This window comes from Actinospineispora spinosispora DSM 44797 (assembly GCF_000429025.1).
GTDB classification, from domain to species: Bacteria; Actinomycetota; Actinomycetes; order Mycobacteriales; family Pseudonocardiaceae; genus Pseudonocardia; species Pseudonocardia spinosispora.
Window position 1 is genome coordinate 38,281 of the sequence record NZ_AUBB01000027.1, and the last position, 17,805, is coordinate 56,085.

A 17,805-nucleotide genomic window follows, 5' to 3' on the forward strand; every position below is an offset into this window, starting at 1 on the left:
TAGACCGACTGATCACCAGAGCGGACGGAGAGGCTTGTGTCTGCAACCATCTCTCATCGTCCGGGCGGACCCACGCCGCCCGGACGACACCGGATGGCGCGGCACCTGCCGCCCCTGCTGTACCTCACCGCTCTCGGCTTCGTCGCCGCGGCAGTGGCCCTGGCAACCCATCTGGCCAGGCACGACGCCCTGTCCGGCGGGCTCGCCGCACGCGAGGCACGGCTGCGCGGCTGGTCGCATTTCCTGGCCAACGGCATCTCCATCGCGGGCGGCCCGTTCATCGCCACACTCGGCCTGCTGGTGACCGCGGCAGTCATCGCCCGCCGGGCCGACCGCTGGGCACCGCTACGCGACGCCCTCGCCGCGGTCGCGGTCACCTGGGTCGTGGTCGCCGTGGGCAAGCTGGCGCTGGGCTGGCTCGGCATCTCCGGACCTGGAACCACGATCGTGGTCGTCTGCTGCGTCGGCTGGTGGTTGTTGCGCCGGCATCTCGAACGCGGCGCCCGCACCGCGCTGGGCTGGCTGGGCGGCGCGATCGTGCTCGCCGTCGGGGTCGCGCAGCTCTACCTCGGCCACAGCTTCGTGGCGATGGTCGTCAGCTGGCTGCTCGGCGCGGCGACCGTCGGCCTGCTCGCCTGGCTCAAGCATCGACTGCGGCAGCGAGCTCCTGGTCAGCGCCCGTAACGCCAGGCCGATCAGGAACGCGCTCAGGTGCCCGAGGTCGGCCACCTCGTGATGCAACACCAGTGCGGTGACCAGCCCCAGCAGCAACACCGCGAGCCAGGTCGTCGCCGCGGCACGGGTACCGAAGCGATAGGTGAGCACGCCGGCGGCCGCGAACAACGCATAGCTGACCCCGACATCCGAGGCCTGCGCGACCGCCGACCCGACCATTCCGTGGCTCAATGCATAAGCGGTTGCCAGTAATGTGACGAGCGTCGCACCCAGATGGCCCACCACGACCGTCGCCAGCCAGCGCCACGTACCGAGCCAGCGCTCGACCGGCACCATCACCCCCAGCAGCGCGAGCAGCCCGAGGCAGGTCAGCAGCGGCGAGGTGTCGGTCCAGAACGCCGAGCCGATCAGCACCTGCACCGGGGAACGGGTCATGTTGTGCAGGTTCGTCGACTCGCTGAGCAGCAGCCTGCGGCCGATCCGGTCGTCCACCGTGTTCAACGTCAGCTGGGTGACGAGCAGGGTGAACAGATAGATCAGCGTGCCCGGGGCACCGCGCAGCCGTGGGGCAATCGATCTGAACGCCACTGAAGAAATCTAGTGCGTCGACCGCCGATGTTCGCCGGATCATCGGCGGATCCAGGTTTCCGCTGGGCGTGCCGGCGAACGGCCCTCGTACCGGGCGTACTCGGGTCGTTCGCCGGTGCGTCCAGCGGGAAGCTGGGCCGTCGAGGGCCGGTGAAGGTCAGTGGTCGGCGCACTGCGCCGAGGTTAAGGTTGAACCCGATGACAGAACAGCGTGGTCCACTGTCCGGGGTGCTCGTCGCCGACTTCTCCCGCATCCTGGCCGGGCCGTACGCCACCATGATGCTCGCGGACCTCGGCGCCGACGTGATCAAGGTCGAGAGTCCCGAAGGGGACGACACCCGCACCTGGACACCGCCGACCCGCGAGGTCGACGGTACCGACGTGGCGACCTACTACCTCAGCATCAACCGGGGTAAACGGTCCATCGCCCTGGACCTGCGCAAGCCGGAGGACAACGCGCTGGCGCGCGAGCTGGCCCGGCGCGCCGACGTCGTCATCGAGAACTTCAAATCCGGCGGACTGGCCCGCTTCGGGCTGGACTACGACACCGTCCGCGGCGACAACCCCTCGGTCATCTACACCTCCATCACCGGGTTCGGCTCGGGCGCCGGGGCGCACGTGGCCGGCTACGACCTCATGGTGCAGGCCATGTCCGGGCTGATGAGCATGACCGGCGATCCGGAAGGGCCGCCGACCCGCACCGGAATCTCGGTCATCGACGTGTTCGCCGGCAACCACGCTGCGATCGGCATCCTCGCGGCCCTGCGCCACCGGGACCACACCGGCGAGGGTCAGCGCGTCGAGGTCAACCTGCTGTCCTCCGCGCTGGCCGGGATGGTGAACCAGAGCTCCGCGTACGTGGCGGCCGACGTCGTGCCGTACCGGATGGGCAACGCGCATCCCAGCGTCTACCCGTACGAACCGTTCCCGACCGCCGACAACGACATGATCATCGCGGTGGCGAACGACAGTCAGTTCCGACGGCTCACCGCGCTGCTCGGCGTGCCGGAGCTGGCCGACGATCCCCGCTTCCTGCGCAACGGTGACCGAACGGTCAACCGGGTCGAGCTGCGGGCTCTGCTCATCGAGCGGCTCGCGCTCAAGGGCGCTCAGGAGTGGTTCGAGCAGCTCGTCGACATCGGGGTGCCGTGCGGTCCGATCAACACGATCGACGGCGGGTTCGCCATGGCGGAACGGTTCGAGCTGGACCCGGTGGTGGAGGTCGGCACGGGTTCTCGCGCGGTGCCCACTACGCGCAACCCGCTCCGCCTGTCCGCAACCCCCGTCCAGTACCGCCTACCGCCTCCCCAGCTGAACGAGCACGGCCCCGAACTACGCACCTGGCTCACCCCCTCGTGAGTGATGAGGGCGTCTACCGCGAAGCGGCGCGAAGCGTAGCCGGTCTACGCACTCACGACAGCTTTACCGTCGTGAGTGCGTAGACCGGCTATAGGCGCCCTCAGCACTCACGAGGACCCCGAGGCCGTGCACTCGGTGCACGCGGTCGGGACCACGGCCCCCGAGACAGCGCACTCCTACTACGTGCAGCCCGTGGTTGCGACCAAGGCATCTCGGCTTCGCCGTCGACTCGTGAGTGGCAAGGGCGCCTATAGACGCCCGGATCACTCACGACGGAAAAACTGTCGTGAGTGCTCCGAGCGCCTACGCCTTCGGCGCCCCTCCGGGGTAGACGCCCTTGCCACTCACGATGGGGGGCCCTGGGCCAGGGAGACTGTTGCTTGTTGCTGTTGGCCTGAGGTGTGGTCCTGCCAGATCAGCTGGATCTGGTCTCCGGGACGGTGCTGGCCCACCAGGCTGGTCAGGGTGTTCGCCGAGTCGACCCTGGTGCCGTCGAAGGACACGATCACGTCACCCCGGGACAGGCCGGCCTTCCCAGCAGGTGAGTTGCCGATGACACTGGCCACGGGTGCGCCGGAGTCGGTGTCGCCGTCCAGGCCTCGGCGGGACCGGGAGCTGGACAGGACCGTCACGCCCAGCATGGCGGTCGGGCCGACGTGCACCGTCTCGGACACGGAACCCGCGCGGATCTGGCGGGCGATGTCCATCGCGTCGTTGATCGGGATGGCGTAGCCCTTGCCGCCGGGGGTCTGGGTGCGGAAGTTGACCGACGCCGCCGTGGTCACACCGATGACCTGACCGTTCGCGTTGACCAGCGGACCGCCGGAGTCGCCGGGTTCGACGACGGCGGCGACCTCGATCAGGTTGGTGAGCCGCTCGGTGCTGCCGCTCAGCTCGTCGCTCGTGGTGATGGACTTGCCGAGTGAGACGACCTGGCCGGGGGCGATCTTCGGCTTGCCGCCGGCGCCGCCCGCGTTGCCGATCGCGGCGATCGGGTCGCCAACGCTGACCGCGTCGGAGTTGCCGATCGTGGCGGTGCGCAGCCTCGGGGCGCCCTTGATCTGCAGTACCGCGATGTCGTGCGACCGGTCGTAGCCGACGACGCTCGCGGGGTAGCTGCGCCCGTTCGCCTTGCTGGTCACCTTGATCGCGGTGGCGCCGTTGATGACGTGGTTGTTCGTGAGGACCTCGCCGGTGCCGCTGAGCACGATCCCGGTGCCCGCGCCCTCGGCGCCCTGCAGGCCCAGCTGCACGTTGACGTCGACCAGGGTGGGGCTCACCTTGCTCGCCAGCGACGAGATCTCCGGGTCGGTCAACGGGCCGCGGACCGGCAGCGCGGGCGCGCTCATGCCGTCGGCCGTGTAGGACTGCTCGACCGGGTCGCTCAGCGACAGCGCGTTGCGGATACCGCCCTGCGCGTGGCCGACGCCGAGGGCGACGGTGGCCAGCAACGCGAGCACGAGCATGGCGACGAACGCGCCGAGCGGGTTGTGCTCCTTCGGCGGCTGCAACATGCGGTCGGGTAACTCGACGGGCAGGCGGTGACGGTGCGGCGGACCGATCTCGCTCACCGGTCGCTCCTCTCGGCACCCGAAACGGGTTCCCTCTCAGGTGCCCGGGAGGACACTGTGACACATCGGTCGAGCTACTGCGTAGACCAAATTACCGGGCCAGCTGGACTACTGTGCGTGCCAAGATCGGCATTGAGACACCATTATCACCCACACGAGTGTCCTTCGGCCGGGCAAGCATGGTTACTGAGCCGAGGCGTCGTCGAACGAGCGGAGCGACGCGGCGTGCGGCAGAGTTGCCGACATGGCAGCCGGTGGTGACCGTGCACGAAGCCTGGGTGAGCGGCTGGGTGACGACGTCGTGGGTGGCTGGTGCCAGCTGCCCTCGGCGAGCACGGCCGAGGTCATGGGTTCGGTCGGCTGGGACTTCGTGTGCGTCGACACCCAGCACGGCCTGATCGGCGACGACACGCTCCTGCCGATCCTGCGCGCCCTCGACGCGACCGGAACTCCGACGCTGGTCCGGGTGGCCACTAACGCACCGGAGCCGATCGGGCGCGCGCTGGACCGGGGTGCCGACGGGGTCATCGTCCCGCTGGTCGACTCCGCGGAGCAGGCGCGCGCCGCGGTGAACGCCTGCCACCATCCGCCGCGCGGGACGCGCAGCTACGGACCCACCCGGGTGGGCTGGCGGGCCGCGGCGACCGGAGCGGCGCCGGTGTGTGTGGTCATGATCGAGACGCGTGCGGGGGTGGCGGCGCTCGGCGAGATCGTCGCGGTGGAGGGGCTGGACGCGGTGTTCGTCGGCCCGTCCGATCTGGCGCTCGCGGTGGGCAAGCCCCTCGACGCGCAGCACGGTTCGGACCCGGAGTACGACACGCTCCTGGGTTCGATCGCCTCACGTTGTCGGGAAGCCGGCCTGCCGGCCGGTATCTACAGTGCCTCGCCCGCGCACGTGCAGCGCTACCGCAGGCTCGGGTTCACGTTCTTCGCGGTGATGTCCGACGTGTCGCTGCTGCGGGCGGCCGCCGCCGCCCGGCTCGCGGAGAGCCGCGGCTAGTTGGCCTTGCTCCCGGCGGGAATCCGGCAGCCGCCCTTGGAGTAGATCGGACCCGACATCACCGTGCGCCCCGGCGGCGGGTTGACCTCGGCGGGCACCGTGCCGGTGATCCGGTTCATGCACTTCTCGACCGCCGAGGCGGACCCGTCGCGGCCGTCGACCCACATGTCCAGGTGCGTGTCGGTGCCCGAGGACGCCGAGCTGGCCCCGGTGTCCTCGATGATCACGTAACGCTGGACGCTCGGGATGTAGAACTTCGTGCCGGGCTTGTACTTGGTCTTCGGCACCGCGACCGTGATCGGGTCCGTGTAGGTGCCCTGCCCGCCAGCGCTCTTGTGGACGATCGGGTTGCTCACCTCGGCCGAACCGGCCGGGGTGTTGTCGTGCCACGAGTAGCCGGTGAGGTCGATGCGGATCTGCTTACCGGCAGCCTGCTTCGCCGCTTGTTTCGCCGACGTCTTGTCCGGGGTCGCGGGCTTGTCCGGCTTCTTCGGCGGCGCGGGCTTGGGTTTCGCCGACGGCGTGACGACCGGGGCGGGCGGCACAACCTCGGGAGCCGGCACCACCTCGGGGGCGGGCGCCTCGGCCGGCAGCTGACCCTCGGCGGCGACGTTCGCGGCCGGCATCGAGTCGGGCCCGGTCGCCATCGGCACGATCGCGTAGGCGCCGGCGATGAGGATCGCGGCGGTACCGACGGCGGCGGCCCCGGTCACCAGCGCACGTCTGCCTGATGAAGAGGACCGTCGATGCGACGAACGGCGCTCCGAACTTGGTGTGCGTGCAGACACCAGCGGTTCCCTTCTCCGGGCAGAATTGCGTGGGTCGCGCGGCGGACCGGCCTGCGTGCTGGGGAGCGGAGGCAGGGGGAGTGCCGGACTTGCAGCGCTCTCAGCAGCGTAGTTACCGGATCGTGATCCGACACGCCCGGAGAGAGCAACGGCCGTTGTCCAGCGGTGAAAGGTTTGCTTGCCCTAGCGAGTAGTTGGCGGGAGAGTTCAGCGGTGGCGATCAACGAACACGAGGGCCTGCTCGACGGCCTGATCAGTACCCCGGTCCGATACCTGCGTCGCGCGGTCGCCACCACCCGCAACGCCGCCGAGGTCGCCCGGTTCGGCGGTCTGGACACCGGTGAGCAGCCCTCGCCGTTCACCGTCGCCGCCGCGCAGTCGACCTACCGGCTGCGGCACTACTTCCCGGACGCCACGCCCACCGGCGCCACCCCGGTCCTGCTGGTCCCGCCGCTGATGATGACCGCCGAGGTGTGGGACGTCTCGCCGAGCACGTCCGCCGTGGCCAGCCTGCACGCCGAGGGCATCGACCCGTGGGTGGTCGACTTCGGCGATCCGGGCAACGAACCGGGCGGGCTGCAGCGCACCCTGACCGACCACGTGCTCGCGGTCAGCGATGCCGTGGACCGGGTGCACGCCGCGACCGGGCGCTCGGTGATCCTCGGCGGCTACTCCCAGGGCGGCATGTTCGCCTACCAGGTGACCGCGCTGCGCCGGGGCCGCGACATCGACTCGCTGGTCACGTTCGGTTCGCCGGTCGACACGACGGCGCCGCTGCCGATCCCGCTGCCGCCGGACATGGTGGCGCAGCTGGCGAACAGCCTGGTGCACAGCGGGCTGCTGCGCCGGGTGTCGTTGCCCAGCTGGGCGACGCGGCTCGGGTTCAACCTGTTGTCGCCGGTCAAGACGGTGCAGGGGCGTATCCAGTTCCTGCTGGAGCTGCACGACCGGGAGGCGCTGCTGCCCCGCGAGCGCCAGCGCCGCTACCTGGACTCGGAAGGCTGGACGGCCTACTCCGGTCCGGCGATCGCCGAGCTGCTGGAGCAGTTCGTGGCACACAACCGCATGGTCGAGGGCGGTTTTGTCATCGACGACCGGCTCGTCACGCTCGCCGACATCAACGTGCCGGTGCTGACCACCGTCGGCACGACCGACACGATCGGCCACCCCGACTCGGTGCGGGCGATCCGGCGGGCGGCTCCGCTGGCCGACGTCTACGAGCTGACCCTGCGTTCCGGGCACTTCGGGCTGGTCGTGGGCTCCAAGGCCAGCGAGAACACCTGGCCCGCTGTCATCGCGTGGACCCGGTGGCGCAACGGCACCGCCGAGCTGCCGGACAACATCGTGCCCGCCGACCAGGTCCCGTCCCGCCCGCTGCTGCGCGACGCCCCGCCGGACGCGGCGGCCGCGGCGCTCGGGTACGCGACCGACCTGGGGATCGGGGCGACCCGGATCGGGCTCGGCACCGCACGGTGGGCGACCCGGTTGGTGCGCGGTGTCCTGACCGACGCGCCCGCGCTGCTGCCCAGGCTCGCGCGGATCGAGCACCTCGACCCGAGCACCCGCATCTCGCTGGGACTGCTGCTCGACGAGCAGGCCAGGAAGATCCCGAACGACATCAGCTTCCTGTTCAACGACCGCGGCTACCGGCAGCGCGACCTGAAGTACCGGGTCGACAGCGTGGTGAAGGGCCTGATCAGTGTCGGCGTCCGGCAGGGCCAGTCGGTCGGGGTGCTGATGGGGACCCGGCCGAGCGCGATCAGCGTGGTTGCGGCGCTGAGCCGGATCGGCGCGACGTCGGTACTGCTGCGCCCGGACGGCGACCTGCGGACCGAGGCCACGCTCGGCGGGGTCACCCACATGATCTCCGACCCGGAGCATGCGACCCGTCGTCCCACGCTGCCCGACCTGCCGTGGTGTGTGCTCGGTGGCGGCGACGGGCTCGTCGAGGGTCAGCGGCGCGAGCTGCCGGGCGACGTGCTGGACATGGAACGGATCGACCCGAACGAGGTCGAGCTGCCTGCCTGGTACCGGCCGAATCCGCATCGGGCCGCGGACATCGCGTTCGTGCTGTTCACCGGCGAGGGTGAGACGACCCGGCCGATGCGGATCAGCAACCGCCGGTGGGCGATGTCCGCGCTGGGCACCGCGTCGGCCGCCGCGTTGCGCACCGGCGACACGATCTACTGCGTGACACCGCTGCACCACAGCTCGGCGCTGCTCATGGCGGTCGGCGGCGCGATCGCCGGTGGCGCCCGGTTCGCCATGGCCAGCGCGCGGGACCCGGAGACGTTCTGGTCCGAGGTCCGGCGCTACGGCGCCACGCACATCTCCTACACCTGGACGTCGCTGCGGGACATCGCGCTCGCGCCCGCCAACCCGGCCGAGCAGCACCATCCGATCCGGATGTTCATGGGGTCGGGTATGCCGCGCAACCTGTGGCGGCGGGTGACCGAGCGGTTCCCGACGGCCCGGGTGCTGGAGTTCTACGCCTCGGCCGAGGGCGAGGCGATCCTGGCCAACCTGACCGGGATGCCGATCGGGTCGATGGGGCACGCGCTGCCCGGGACACCCGAGGTGCGGGTCGCGGCGTTCGACGTCGAGACCCGGAGCCTGGAGCTGGGCGAGGACGGGTTCGGCCGCGAGTGCGACACCGGTGAGGCCGGGTTGTTGCTGGCCAGGGTCGCGCACCCGGAGTCGCGCAGCGGCGTGCAGCTGCGCGGGGTGTTCGAACCGGACGACGCGTGGAGCTCGACCGGCGACCTGTTCCGCCGTGACGACTCCGACAACCTGTGGCGGGTCGAGTCGGTGTCCGCGCTGGTCCGGACCGCGAAGGCGACCGTGGCGCCGGCACCGGTCCGGATCGCGCTGGGTTCGATCGCGACCGTCGACCTGTGCGTCGCGTACGGCGTGCCGGAGGGCGACGCGCAGGTGCTGGTCGCGGCGTTGACGCTGCGTCCGGGCGCGTCGCTGAGCTCGGCCGACCTGGATCGTGCGCTGGACGGGCTGCCGGTCGAGCAGCGGCCTGCGTACGTGCGGGTGGTTCCGTCGATCCCGGTCACGACCTGGCACCGTCCGTTGTGGCGGACGCTGCAGCAGGAGGGCGTCCCTCAGCCGAGCGAGTCCTCGCCCGTCTGGCACCTGACCAGCACCGGCACGTACGAGCCGTGAGTGATTTGGGCTGCTGGAGCAGCCCAAATCACTCACGGGTCGTTCGGTCGTTTCACGGGGTATGCGCAGCACGATGAAGTGGGCGACTGCTCTCGCGGTCGCGGCGGTGACGGCCCTGGTGGGGACCCCGATCGCGTCCGCGTCCCCGGGCTCCGGCCCTGAGCTGCGGGTCTCCGTGGATCGGCTGGACGACAGCCTGCGCTGTCACGGCGATCTCGGCGGCGGTTCCGGGGCGCCGGTGCTGCTCATCCCGGGCACGACGTTGAGCGCGAAGACCAACTTCGACTGGAACTACGAGCCCGCGCTGCGCGACCTCGGGCGCTCGTACTGCGCGGTGAACCTGCCGGGCAACGCGATGGGCGACATCCAGATCGCGGCCGAGTACGTGGTGAACGCGCTGCGCACCATGCACGACCGGGCGCACCGGCGGATCGACGTCGTCGGGTTCAGCCAGGGCGGCATGATCAGCCGCTGGGCGTTGAAGTTCTGGCCGGACACCCGGGACGCGGTGGAGGACCTGGTCGGCATCGACCCGTCCAATCACGGCACGCTCGACGCCTACCCGATCTGCGCGCCCGGTTGCGCACCGTCGATCTGGCAGCAGCGGACCGGCTCGCATTTCCTGGCCGCGCTCAACGCAGGCCAGGAGACCTACCCCGGCATCGACTACACGCAGATGTACACGCTGACCGACGAGGTCGTGTTCCCGAACCTGCCGCCGGAGCCCAGCTCCGCGCTGCGCACCGACGGCCCCGGGCGGGTGCGCAACATCGCGGTACAGAGCATCTGCCCCGTCCACGTGGCCGAGCACCTGAGCATGGGCAGCATCGATCCGGTCGCGTACGCGCTGGTCGAGGACGCGATCACGCACGAGGGCCCGGCCGACCCGTCCCGCGTCGACCGCGCCGTGTGCACCCGGGCGCTGATGCCCGGCGTCACCCCGCTGACGCTGCCGGTCAACGAGGCGCGCTACACCACCGAGGTGGCAACAACACTCGCCACCTACCCGCACGTCACCTCCGAGCCGAAGCTCGCCCCCTACGCCACCCGCGACTGACACGAATGTGGCTTTAGGGACGTTGAACGTCCCTAAAGCCACATTCGTGCCGTGGTTGGCGAGCAAAGCAATGTGGTTACATTGGTTTGGTGAAGGGTTGGGTTGTTGTCGGCGTGGCCTGCCTGGGGCAGTTCATGGTCGTGCTGGACGTGTCCGTGGTGAACGTTGCGCTGCCGACCATCCAGAGCGCGCTGGGGTTCAGCCGGACCGGCCTGCCGTGGGTGGTCAACGGTTACGTGCTCACGTTCGCCGGGTTCCTGCTGCTCGGCGGCAGGCTCGCGGATCTCTACGGCCGTAAGCGGGTCTTCCTGTGCGGGCTCGCGCTGTTCACCGCCGCGAGCCTGGTGGGCGGCCTCGCCGACACACCCGGCCTGTTGATCGCCGCGCGAGCCCTGCAAGGGCTCGGTGCCTCGGTGCTCGCCCCGGCCACCATCACGATGCTCACCGTCACCTTCCCGGAGGGCCCGGCGCGCATCCGCGCGCTCGCCACCTGGACGGCGGTCGCCGCGGCGGGCGGAACGGCGGGCAACCTGATCGGCGGAGCGATCACCGAGTTCCTGTCCTGGCGCTGGATCCTGCTGATCAACGTCCCGCTCGGCGCCGCGCTGGGAGCGCTGACGGTGCTGTGCCTCGCGCCTGACCAGCGCACGGACGAGTCCGTCCGGCTCGACGTTCCCGGCGCGCTACTGGCGACCACCGGGCTCGGGGCCCTCACCTACGGCATCACCCTGACCCGTTCCGACAGCTGGGCCGCACCGAGCACCATTACCGCGCTGGCACTCGGCGTGGCGGCGCTCGGCGCGTTCGTGCTGGTCGAGGGACGGTTCGCGCGGGCGCCACTGCTGCCGCTGCGATTGCTGAGCATCCGGACGGTCTCGGTCGGGAACGTGCTCATGCTGCTGGGCGGCGTCAGTTTCACCGCGATGTGGTACTTCCTGTCGCTGTTCATGCAGGACGTCCTGCACTACAGCGCCTGGCAGACCGGGCTCGGGTTCCTTCCGCACACGCTGGTCTCGGTGGTGATCGGCATGCACACCGCGCCGTGGCTGCTGCACCGCCTCGACGGCCGGACCGTCATCGTGATCGGCGCGGTGCTGGCGGGCGCCGGGTTCGCCTGGCAGAGCCTCGCCGGTCCGGACAGCACCTACCTGGTCGGCATCCTCGGTCCCGGGGTGATCATGTCGTTGGGCGGTGGCCTGCTGAACACACCGATCACCAACACCGTCACCTCCGGGGTGCGCTCACCCGACGCGGGTGCGGCGTCCGGGCTGATGAACACCAGCAAGCAGGTCGGCGGCGCGCTCGGCCTGACCGTGCTGGTGGTGCTGACCGTGCCGTCCGTTCCCGCACTCGACGCGCTCGACGCCGGCTACTCGCTGGCATTCGGGATCGTCGCCGCCGTGCTGGTCGGGATGGCGGTGCTCGCCACCGCGCTACCGGGGCGCCAGGCCCGATGACCCGGCCCACCATCGTGGGGGAACGGTCCTGCGCCACCACTGGAGCTGCAGACTGTTCGTCATGCTCGTACCCACCCGACTGTTGGCCCTCGGCGCCCTCACCATCGGCCTGACCGCCTGCGGTGCCCCGGCCGCGCCGCCGACCCCGCCGGCTCCCCCTGCCGCGCCGGCGAACCCGCTCGCCGGAGTGGACTGGGCCACGGCGACCACGTTCACCTGCCCGCTGCCCGAGCAGAAGGTCGAGGTCGTGGGGACCGAGTACGGCGACGTCACCGGCGACGGCGTTCCCGACGCCGTCGTGTCGCTGACCTGTTCGACCACGACGTCGAGCAACCCGATCCAGGTGGAGGCGTTCGACGGCGTCTCCGACCGTGCCCACCCCCGTTCCCTCGGGGTCCTGATCGAGGCGGCCGACCCGATGTACGTCGAGAAGGCTGAGATCACGATCGCCCGTTCCGAGGTCACCGTGGTCGGCCATGCGGTCGGGGAGAACGAGGCGCTGGCCGCGGGCCCGCAGGTTCGGTTCACCCAGACGTTCACCTTCCGCGACGGGACGCTGCACGCGGGCCCGCGACGCTGAGAAGGATCGCTAATGCCCCGGCGATCCGGTGGCAGGCTTCCTAGGATCGCGGGGTGAGCGCTGACGAGATGCACCTCGACCGGGCCAGGGCCGAATCGTTCGGCTCGGTGGCGACCGACTACGAGCGCTACCGGCCGGGCTATCCCGATGCGCTGTACGACGACCTGCTCGAGCCGCGGCCACAGCGGGTACTCGACGTCGGTTGCGGCACCGGGAAGTTCACGGTCGGGCTCGTCGAACGCGGAGTCACGCCGCTCGGGGTGGAGCTGGACCCGAGGATGGCCGAGATCGCGCGCGGCCACGACATCCCGGTCGAGATCTCCGCCTTCGAGACCTGGGACGTGGCCGACCGCCGGTTCGACCTGATCACCTGCGCCCAGGCCTGGCACTGGATCGACCCTGGGCGCGGCGTGGCGAAAGCCGCCGAGGCACTGCGCCCCGGCGGCACGATCGCCCGCTTCTGGAATCACAACGAGGTGGACGAACCGCTGGTCAGCGCGCTGGACACGGTGTATGCCGAGCATGCGCCCGACGCCCACCCGCACGGCCGCGCTCCCGCCGAGGACACCGGCTACGTCGACCCGTTCGGCGCGAGCGACGCGTTCACCGACCTGGAGGTTCGGACCTACCGGGTCGAGCGGATGCTGAGCGCCGACGAATGGGTCGGCATGGCGTCGACGTTCAGCGACCACCAGCGGCTGGGCCCGGAGCGCCTCGCCCGGCTCGGCCGTGCGGTCCGGGCGACGATCGACGCGCACGGCGGCACCGTCCGTGCCCAGTGCCGCACACTCGCCGTCTTCGCTCGCCGCGGCTGACACTCACGGGGTGGTCAGAAGGAGTCCAGCGAGTCGAGGTCGTCGATGGCGTGCGACATGCGCCGGATGAACTCGATCGAGCTCTCCCTCGGCTGCATCTTCGGCGCCTCGGGCGGCTGGCCCAGTGTCCCGGTCCACCAGGCGAGCGCATTGAACAGCTGCTGACGGTAGATGCGCCACGCCTCGTCGAACTCGACCTTCGGAGCACCGGCCGCGTGCAGCTGCTCGACGTAGTAGGCGACCAGGTCGCGCTCCCACAGCCTGCGGTTCTCCACCGACAGCGCCGTGGAGATCGAGTAGGCGAGGTCCCGACCCCAGCTGCCCTTGCACGAGCACTGCCAGTCGTTGAGCCCCATCTCACCGTCGGCGTCGATGTACCAGTTCTTCAGGTGCACGTCGGAGTGGATCAGCGTGCGCGGCAGTCGGCCGCTGTCCTCGACCGACCGCAACGTCGCGGGCCAGATCTCGTCGGCGCGGGCGAACAGCCGGGGCGGGATGACCTCCTCGGCCTCGGCGAACCCGCGTGCACAGGCCGGTCCGAACCCGGCGGCATCCACCGTGATGGCGAAGTAGCGCTCCCAGGTGTTGAACTCGCTCAGCGTCGTGTCCAGCTCGGGGCTCTCGTAGTACCGCGCGTGCAGTGAGGCGAGCAGCCGAAGCTGGCTGCGGACCTGGTCCTGGGTCAGGTCGATCGAGTGCGAACCGAACCGCACCTGGTCGGTCATGTCCCGCATGATGATGATCGAGTTGAACGTGTCGGGGTCGTACGCGGCGAACAACGCGTGCGGCGCGCGGACGTCCAGGGTCGGCAGCACCGTGTTGTAGAAGACGGCCTCGGCGGCGATGCCACCGTTCATGCCGAGCAGGTATCGGCTTTCCAGCGTCATCGTGCCCTTGCTGAACACGCTGGTCGGCAGCCCTGCCTGGGTACCGGCGTCGTTCCAGGTCAGGAAGATCCGGCGCCTGCTGGACGTGCCCTCGTCCTCGTCACCGAGGCGATGCGACACGACCTCGGCGCCGGGTGTGCCGTCGCTCAGCACGGCGGTCAGCCATGCCGGGGTGAGCTCGTCGTAGCTGAGCGGCAGCTCGTCGCGCGAGGACAACGTCCGGCCCTGTGCCCGTTCCACCTCTGCCGCGTACTGCTTCTTGATCTGGTCGAAGGTGACGTCCACCCGGACCACTCCCTTGTGATCGCCCGTTGATGGGTCACGAGTGTGGCGGGTGGGGCGGCAACCCAGCTACGACCAGCCGGCCAGAGCCGATGACCCCGGCTCTACTGTTTTCGTTAATCGACGCGCCTCCGAATGACAGTTATGCACAAAGTTATCCACTACTGTGCACACGTCCTATCCATACGGGAAGAAGCCTGATGACCCCGGCAGCCAATGACAACGTTCGCCGCGTCGCGCGCGAACTACTGCCGCGCGTCCTCGACATCTCCGCCCAGGTCACCGAACGCGTGCTGAGCTCCGTGCCCGAACTGGCACCCGCCGACATCCCCGACTCGGTTCGGGTGGTGCGGGAGAGCACCGACCAGAACATCGGCGCGATGCTGTCCACCCTCGCCTTCGGCATCACCGCCAGCAGCATCGAACCCCCCTCGGGCACCCAGGAGCTGCTGCGCAACCTCGTCGCGGGCGGCGGGAACCTCACCCACCTGCTGCGCGCCTACCGGGTCGGGCACGAGCTGCTGTGGCAGCTGTGGAGCGAACACGTACACAGCAGCACCACCTCGGCCGACGACCTGCACGCCATCCTGCGGATCTCCTCCGCCCACCTGTTCGACTTCATCGACCGCGCCTGCCAGCGCATCGTCGAGGAGAACCCCGAAGCACTCGGAACCACCCAGCGGACGACCACCCAGCCGACCAACCGGATCGAGCTGGTCCACGCCCTGCTCGGCTCGGACCCGCTCGACCTGCACGCCGCGACCGCCACCCTGGGCTACGACCTCGAACGCCACCACGTCGCACTGGTCGCGGTGGGACTCAGCGAACCCGCCGACGTCCGACACGAGCTGGAACAGGTCCAGCTCGCCGCCGGCGTCCGCGCACTGGCCATCCCCGCCGACGGCGGCATCTGGTGGGGCTGGCTCGGCTGGGCCACCACCCCCACCGACACCGAACTGACCGGTCTCGCCACCGTCGAAGTCCACAACGTGCTCATCGGAATGGGCGAACCCGGCCGAGGCCGAGACGGTCTGCGCAGGTCACACGCCCAAGCACGAGAGGCCGAACGCGCCGGCCGCCTCGCCGGAGGTCATACCGCCTCGGTCATCCGGCACCGCGACATCGAGATCGCGGCGCTGCTGTGCACCGACCCGGACCGAGCCCGCCGCCTCGCCGCCGAACGACTCGGCCCGCTCGCCACCCGCGACGACACCAGCCAGCGACTCCGCACCACCTTGCGTGCGCTGTTCGCCCACGGCCACAACCGAGGCCAGGCCGCCGCCGCGCTGACCGTCCACCACAAGACGGTCGCCTACCGCATCGCCCAGGCGGAAGAGCTCCTCGGTCGTTCCCTGGCGGACAACACCTTCGACCTGGAAACCGCCCTGCTCATCGACCACACCCTCCACGGCGAGTAGAGCCGGCGTCAACAGCCGCCATCCCAGCCACTGGACCAGCAGAAGATGCACGTCAGCACGATCTTCGTCGATCAGATACACCAACTGACCGGCACTTCCAGGGCCGAACGTCCAGCGCCGAACCGCGCCCTCAGGGTTGTTCTCATGCTGGGGAAGCCCTGTCCAAGGGATCAGCTGAACGACCTCCAGCGCTTCGGCGTAGTTGTTCAGCGCCTCAGTCGGTAGCGCTTCGACCTGCGCGATGATGGCTGGGTCGGGAACGATCCGGTACAACTACGGAGCGGTCCGGCGACGGATCACGGCCTGCATGTCCTCAACAGGCACCGCGTCAGGGTTCGCGCCCGCTCGTATGATCTGTTCGGCCTTGGCCAGCATCCGGTAGTAGGCCCCGGGGTCGCACATCTCCTGGTAGGCGATATGACGCCACTTGTTCAGCAGGTGGTGCAGGTCGGCGAGTTCTTGGGTTTCGCGGACCCGATCGAGCACTGTTCGCCACTCATGGTCGAACTCGGCAGCCAACGTCGAGGTCAAACAAGCGCGGATTGCTCGCGGCTCGGCCGGTGGCGCGGCCGGCGTGGGTTCGGGCAGCACGCCTGCAACAGACATACCGAAACGATAGCCCCAGACGACCGTCGAAGCTCGCACAGATCGTCCGCTCTTCGAGAAGCGATCATCGGGCTACACCCGACCAGGCTGCGCCGTTGGCCTCGGCTCCAGCGTGCGGTGTAACACCCAGATATGCAAAAGCGGTGGTTGGCACGGAAGACTACTAGTTTTCGCTAAGTATTACTGCTACTTTTCCACCCTTGTGCACAGACTTATCCACAAATGTGCATACCTTCTATCCCTTCTAGAAGAAGGATCGAGCTGCTCGGGCGAGGCTTGCCGGGTCCAGCCCGTGGGCTCGGTCGTGATCGGTGACGCTGCCGTAGCCGCGCACCTCACGGTCACGGCTGACGCCCAGCGCGGCGAGCCGGTGGGGACGATCCCGCAGCGCGTCGCTGATCACGTGGCTGGACGTGCCGGCCAGGTACGGCTCCACCACCATGACGTCGGCGCGGTCGTCGGGCAGGGCGGCGCGCAGCATCGCGGTGTCCAGCGGGCGCACCGTCGGCGTGTACAGCACCGTGACGTCCAGTCCCTCGGTGGCGGCGAGCACCCGGTCGGCGATCGGGCCGACCGCGAGCACCACACCCCGCCGCCCCTCGCGCAGCCGGGTCATCTCGCCGGCACGGGAGTAGGCGACGCCGTTCGGTTCTTCCCTCAGTCGCAGGTAGACCCGGTCGTCGCCGGCGGCAGCGGCGCGCAGCAGCGGGCCGACCTCGTCCGGATGACCCGGCACCTGGATGGTCCAGCCCGGCAGCGTGTCGATCAGCGCCACGTCGCCGGGGCTCATGTGGGTGCGTCCGGCGAACGGGTAGTCGTAGGACGCGCCCGAACTGACCAGGACGGCACCGAGATCCTGGTGCCCGAGGTCCAGCTTGATCTGCTCGAACGGCCGCTCCACGAGGAACGACGCGAACGTGTGCGCGATCGGACGCATACCGGCGAGTGCCAGACCACCCGCGGTGGTGACCAGCAGCTGCTCCCGGATGCCGACGTCGATGACCCGATCCGGGTGCCGCCGGGCGGCGTCGGCGAACCGGTCCAGGGTGATCACCGCAAGGACGACCGCGACGCGTGGATCGGTGTCGATCAGCTCGGTCGCGGTGGCGACGAACGTGTCGCGCATGCCGAGGGACTGGACTCCGTAGTCCCGGGCTACCGCTGTGGACATGATCAGTGCTCCTTCGGCTCGACGAGTCCCGGCCTGTTCCGCGCGCCAACGTTCCCGGCGGACCCTACGTTCGCTAACGCTCTCTCCGGGCGCCACCGCGAACGTTCAAGGCGCCTCCGGCGACGCGCGCGCTTGCTGCCGCGGCTCGGGAGCCGCCACTCATGCACTACCCGCCTGCGGCGGAACGGCCTTCGGCCCGCTTTGCGAGACCCGTTGTGACATGCAGCGTCACCACACGCTCGGCGCAGGGTGGAGGTGCTCACGCCGCAATGCGCCTCCCACGACGAAGGGCCACAACAGCACCAGCGGGTCATCAAACCCAGCAACACACACCATGCAGCCGCACCACCATCGGCCCGCAGCCACAAACCTGCGTCCGG

The 17,805-nt window shown here is 69.8% G+C and carries 14 protein-coding genes and 1 pseudogene; 9 read left to right on the forward strand and 6 right to left on the reverse strand.

Annotated features, from left to right (window positions below):
* Window positions 1-93: 93 nt before the first annotated feature.
* Window positions 94-684 carry a COX15/CtaA family protein gene (locus G406_RS58830; RefSeq protein WP_028934228.1) on the forward strand — a complete coding sequence of 197 codons (591 nt, stop codon included), beginning with the start codon at window positions 94-96 and terminating at the stop codon, window positions 682-684.
* Window positions 685-720: 36 nt separating this feature from the next.
* Here the strand turns inward: G406_RS58830 and G406_RS59705 are convergent.
* Window positions 721-1,263 (reverse strand): annotated as a pseudogene (locus G406_RS59705) (rhomboid-like protein); the annotation flags it as partial.
* 198 nt (window positions 1,264-1,461) lie between these two features.
* Between G406_RS59705 and G406_RS0113355 the strand changes: the two are divergent.
* Complete coding sequence (locus G406_RS0113355) at window positions 1,462-2,622, forward strand: CaiB/BaiF CoA transferase family protein (protein ID WP_028934230.1); 1,161 nt, start codon at window positions 1,462-1,464, stop codon at window positions 2,620-2,622.
* A 344-nt stretch (window positions 2,623-2,966) separates the two neighbouring features.
* On the opposite strand, the gene G406_RS0113360 is transcribed toward G406_RS0113355, so the two are convergent.
* Window positions 2,967-4,193: a S1C family serine protease gene (locus G406_RS0113360; protein ID WP_051342044.1), complete on the reverse strand. Its 1,227-nt coding sequence runs from the start codon at window positions 4,191-4,193 to the stop codon at window positions 2,967-2,969.
* Window positions 4,194-4,437: 244 nt separating this feature from the next.
* On the opposite strand from G406_RS0113360, the gene G406_RS0113365 reads away from it, so the two are divergent.
* Window positions 4,438-5,193 carry an HpcH/HpaI aldolase family protein gene (locus G406_RS0113365; RefSeq protein WP_028934232.1) on the forward strand — a complete coding sequence of 252 codons (756 nt, stop codon included), beginning with the start codon at window positions 4,438-4,440 and terminating at the stop codon, window positions 5,191-5,193.
* Here G406_RS0113365 and G406_RS58360 read toward each other — a convergent pair.
* Window positions 5,190-5,906: a hypothetical protein gene (locus G406_RS58360; RefSeq protein ID WP_051342045.1), complete on the reverse strand. Its 717-nt coding sequence runs from the start codon at window positions 5,904-5,906 to the stop codon at window positions 5,190-5,192. The genes G406_RS0113365 and G406_RS58360 overlap by 4 nt on opposite strands.
* A gap of 288 nt (window positions 5,907-6,194) precedes the next feature.
* Between G406_RS58360 and G406_RS46655 the strand changes: the two genes are divergently transcribed.
* From G406_RS46655 to G406_RS46660, 5 genes are all read left to right on the forward strand, one after another.
* The gene (locus G406_RS46655) at window positions 6,195-9,152 is read left to right on the forward strand and encodes an AMP-binding protein (RefSeq protein WP_169736685.1); all 2,958 of its coding nucleotides are present in this window, start codon (window positions 6,195-6,197) and stop codon (window positions 9,150-9,152) included.
* A gap of 73 nt (window positions 9,153-9,225) precedes the next feature.
* Window positions 9,226-10,209 (forward strand): esterase/lipase family protein, encoded by a 984-nt coding sequence (locus G406_RS0113380; RefSeq protein ID WP_051342068.1) that lies wholly within the window; start codon window positions 9,226-9,228, stop codon window positions 10,207-10,209.
* Window positions 10,210-10,298: 89 nt separating this feature from the next.
* Entirely contained in the window at window positions 10,299-11,666 is a 1,368-nt protein-coding gene (locus G406_RS0113385; RefSeq protein ID WP_245607104.1) for an MFS transporter, read from the forward strand.
* Window positions 11,667-11,727: 61 nt separating this feature from the next.
* Complete coding sequence (locus tag G406_RS0113390; protein ID WP_028934235.1) at window positions 11,728-12,246, forward strand: hypothetical protein; 519 nt, start codon at window positions 11,728-11,730, stop codon at window positions 12,244-12,246.
* 53 nt (window positions 12,247-12,299) lie between these two features.
* Complete coding sequence (locus G406_RS46660) at window positions 12,300-13,061, forward strand: class I SAM-dependent methyltransferase (protein WP_245607105.1); 762 nt, start codon at window positions 12,300-12,302, stop codon at window positions 13,059-13,061.
* Window positions 13,062-13,075: 14 nt separating this feature from the next.
* On the opposite strand, the gene G406_RS46665 is transcribed toward G406_RS46660, so the two are convergent.
* Window positions 13,076-14,233: a phosphotransferase gene (locus G406_RS46665; protein WP_156934837.1), complete on the reverse strand. Its 1,158-nt coding sequence runs from the start codon at window positions 14,231-14,233 to the stop codon at window positions 13,076-13,078.
* Window positions 14,234-14,430: 197 nt separating this feature from the next.
* Here G406_RS46665 and G406_RS0113405 point away from each other — a divergent pair, with 197 nt between their 5' ends.
* Window positions 14,431-15,648, forward strand: coding sequence for a PucR family transcriptional regulator (locus G406_RS0113405; protein WP_028934236.1), 1,218 nt, complete (start codon window positions 14,431-14,433; stop codon window positions 15,646-15,648).
* Window positions 15,649-15,921: 273 nt separating this feature from the next.
* Here the strand turns inward: G406_RS0113405 and G406_RS0113410 are convergent, their stop codons facing one another.
* Window positions 15,922-16,254 (reverse strand): DUF6247 family protein, encoded by a 333-nt coding sequence (locus G406_RS0113410; RefSeq protein ID WP_028934237.1) that lies wholly within the window; start codon window positions 16,252-16,254, stop codon window positions 15,922-15,924.
* A 244-nt stretch (window positions 16,255-16,498) separates the two neighbouring features.
* Window positions 16,499-17,425: a transketolase family protein gene (locus tag G406_RS0113415; protein WP_245607106.1), complete on the reverse strand. Its 927-nt coding sequence runs from the start codon at window positions 17,423-17,425 to the stop codon at window positions 16,499-16,501.
* Between the last annotated feature and the right edge of the window lie 380 nt (window positions 17,426-17,805).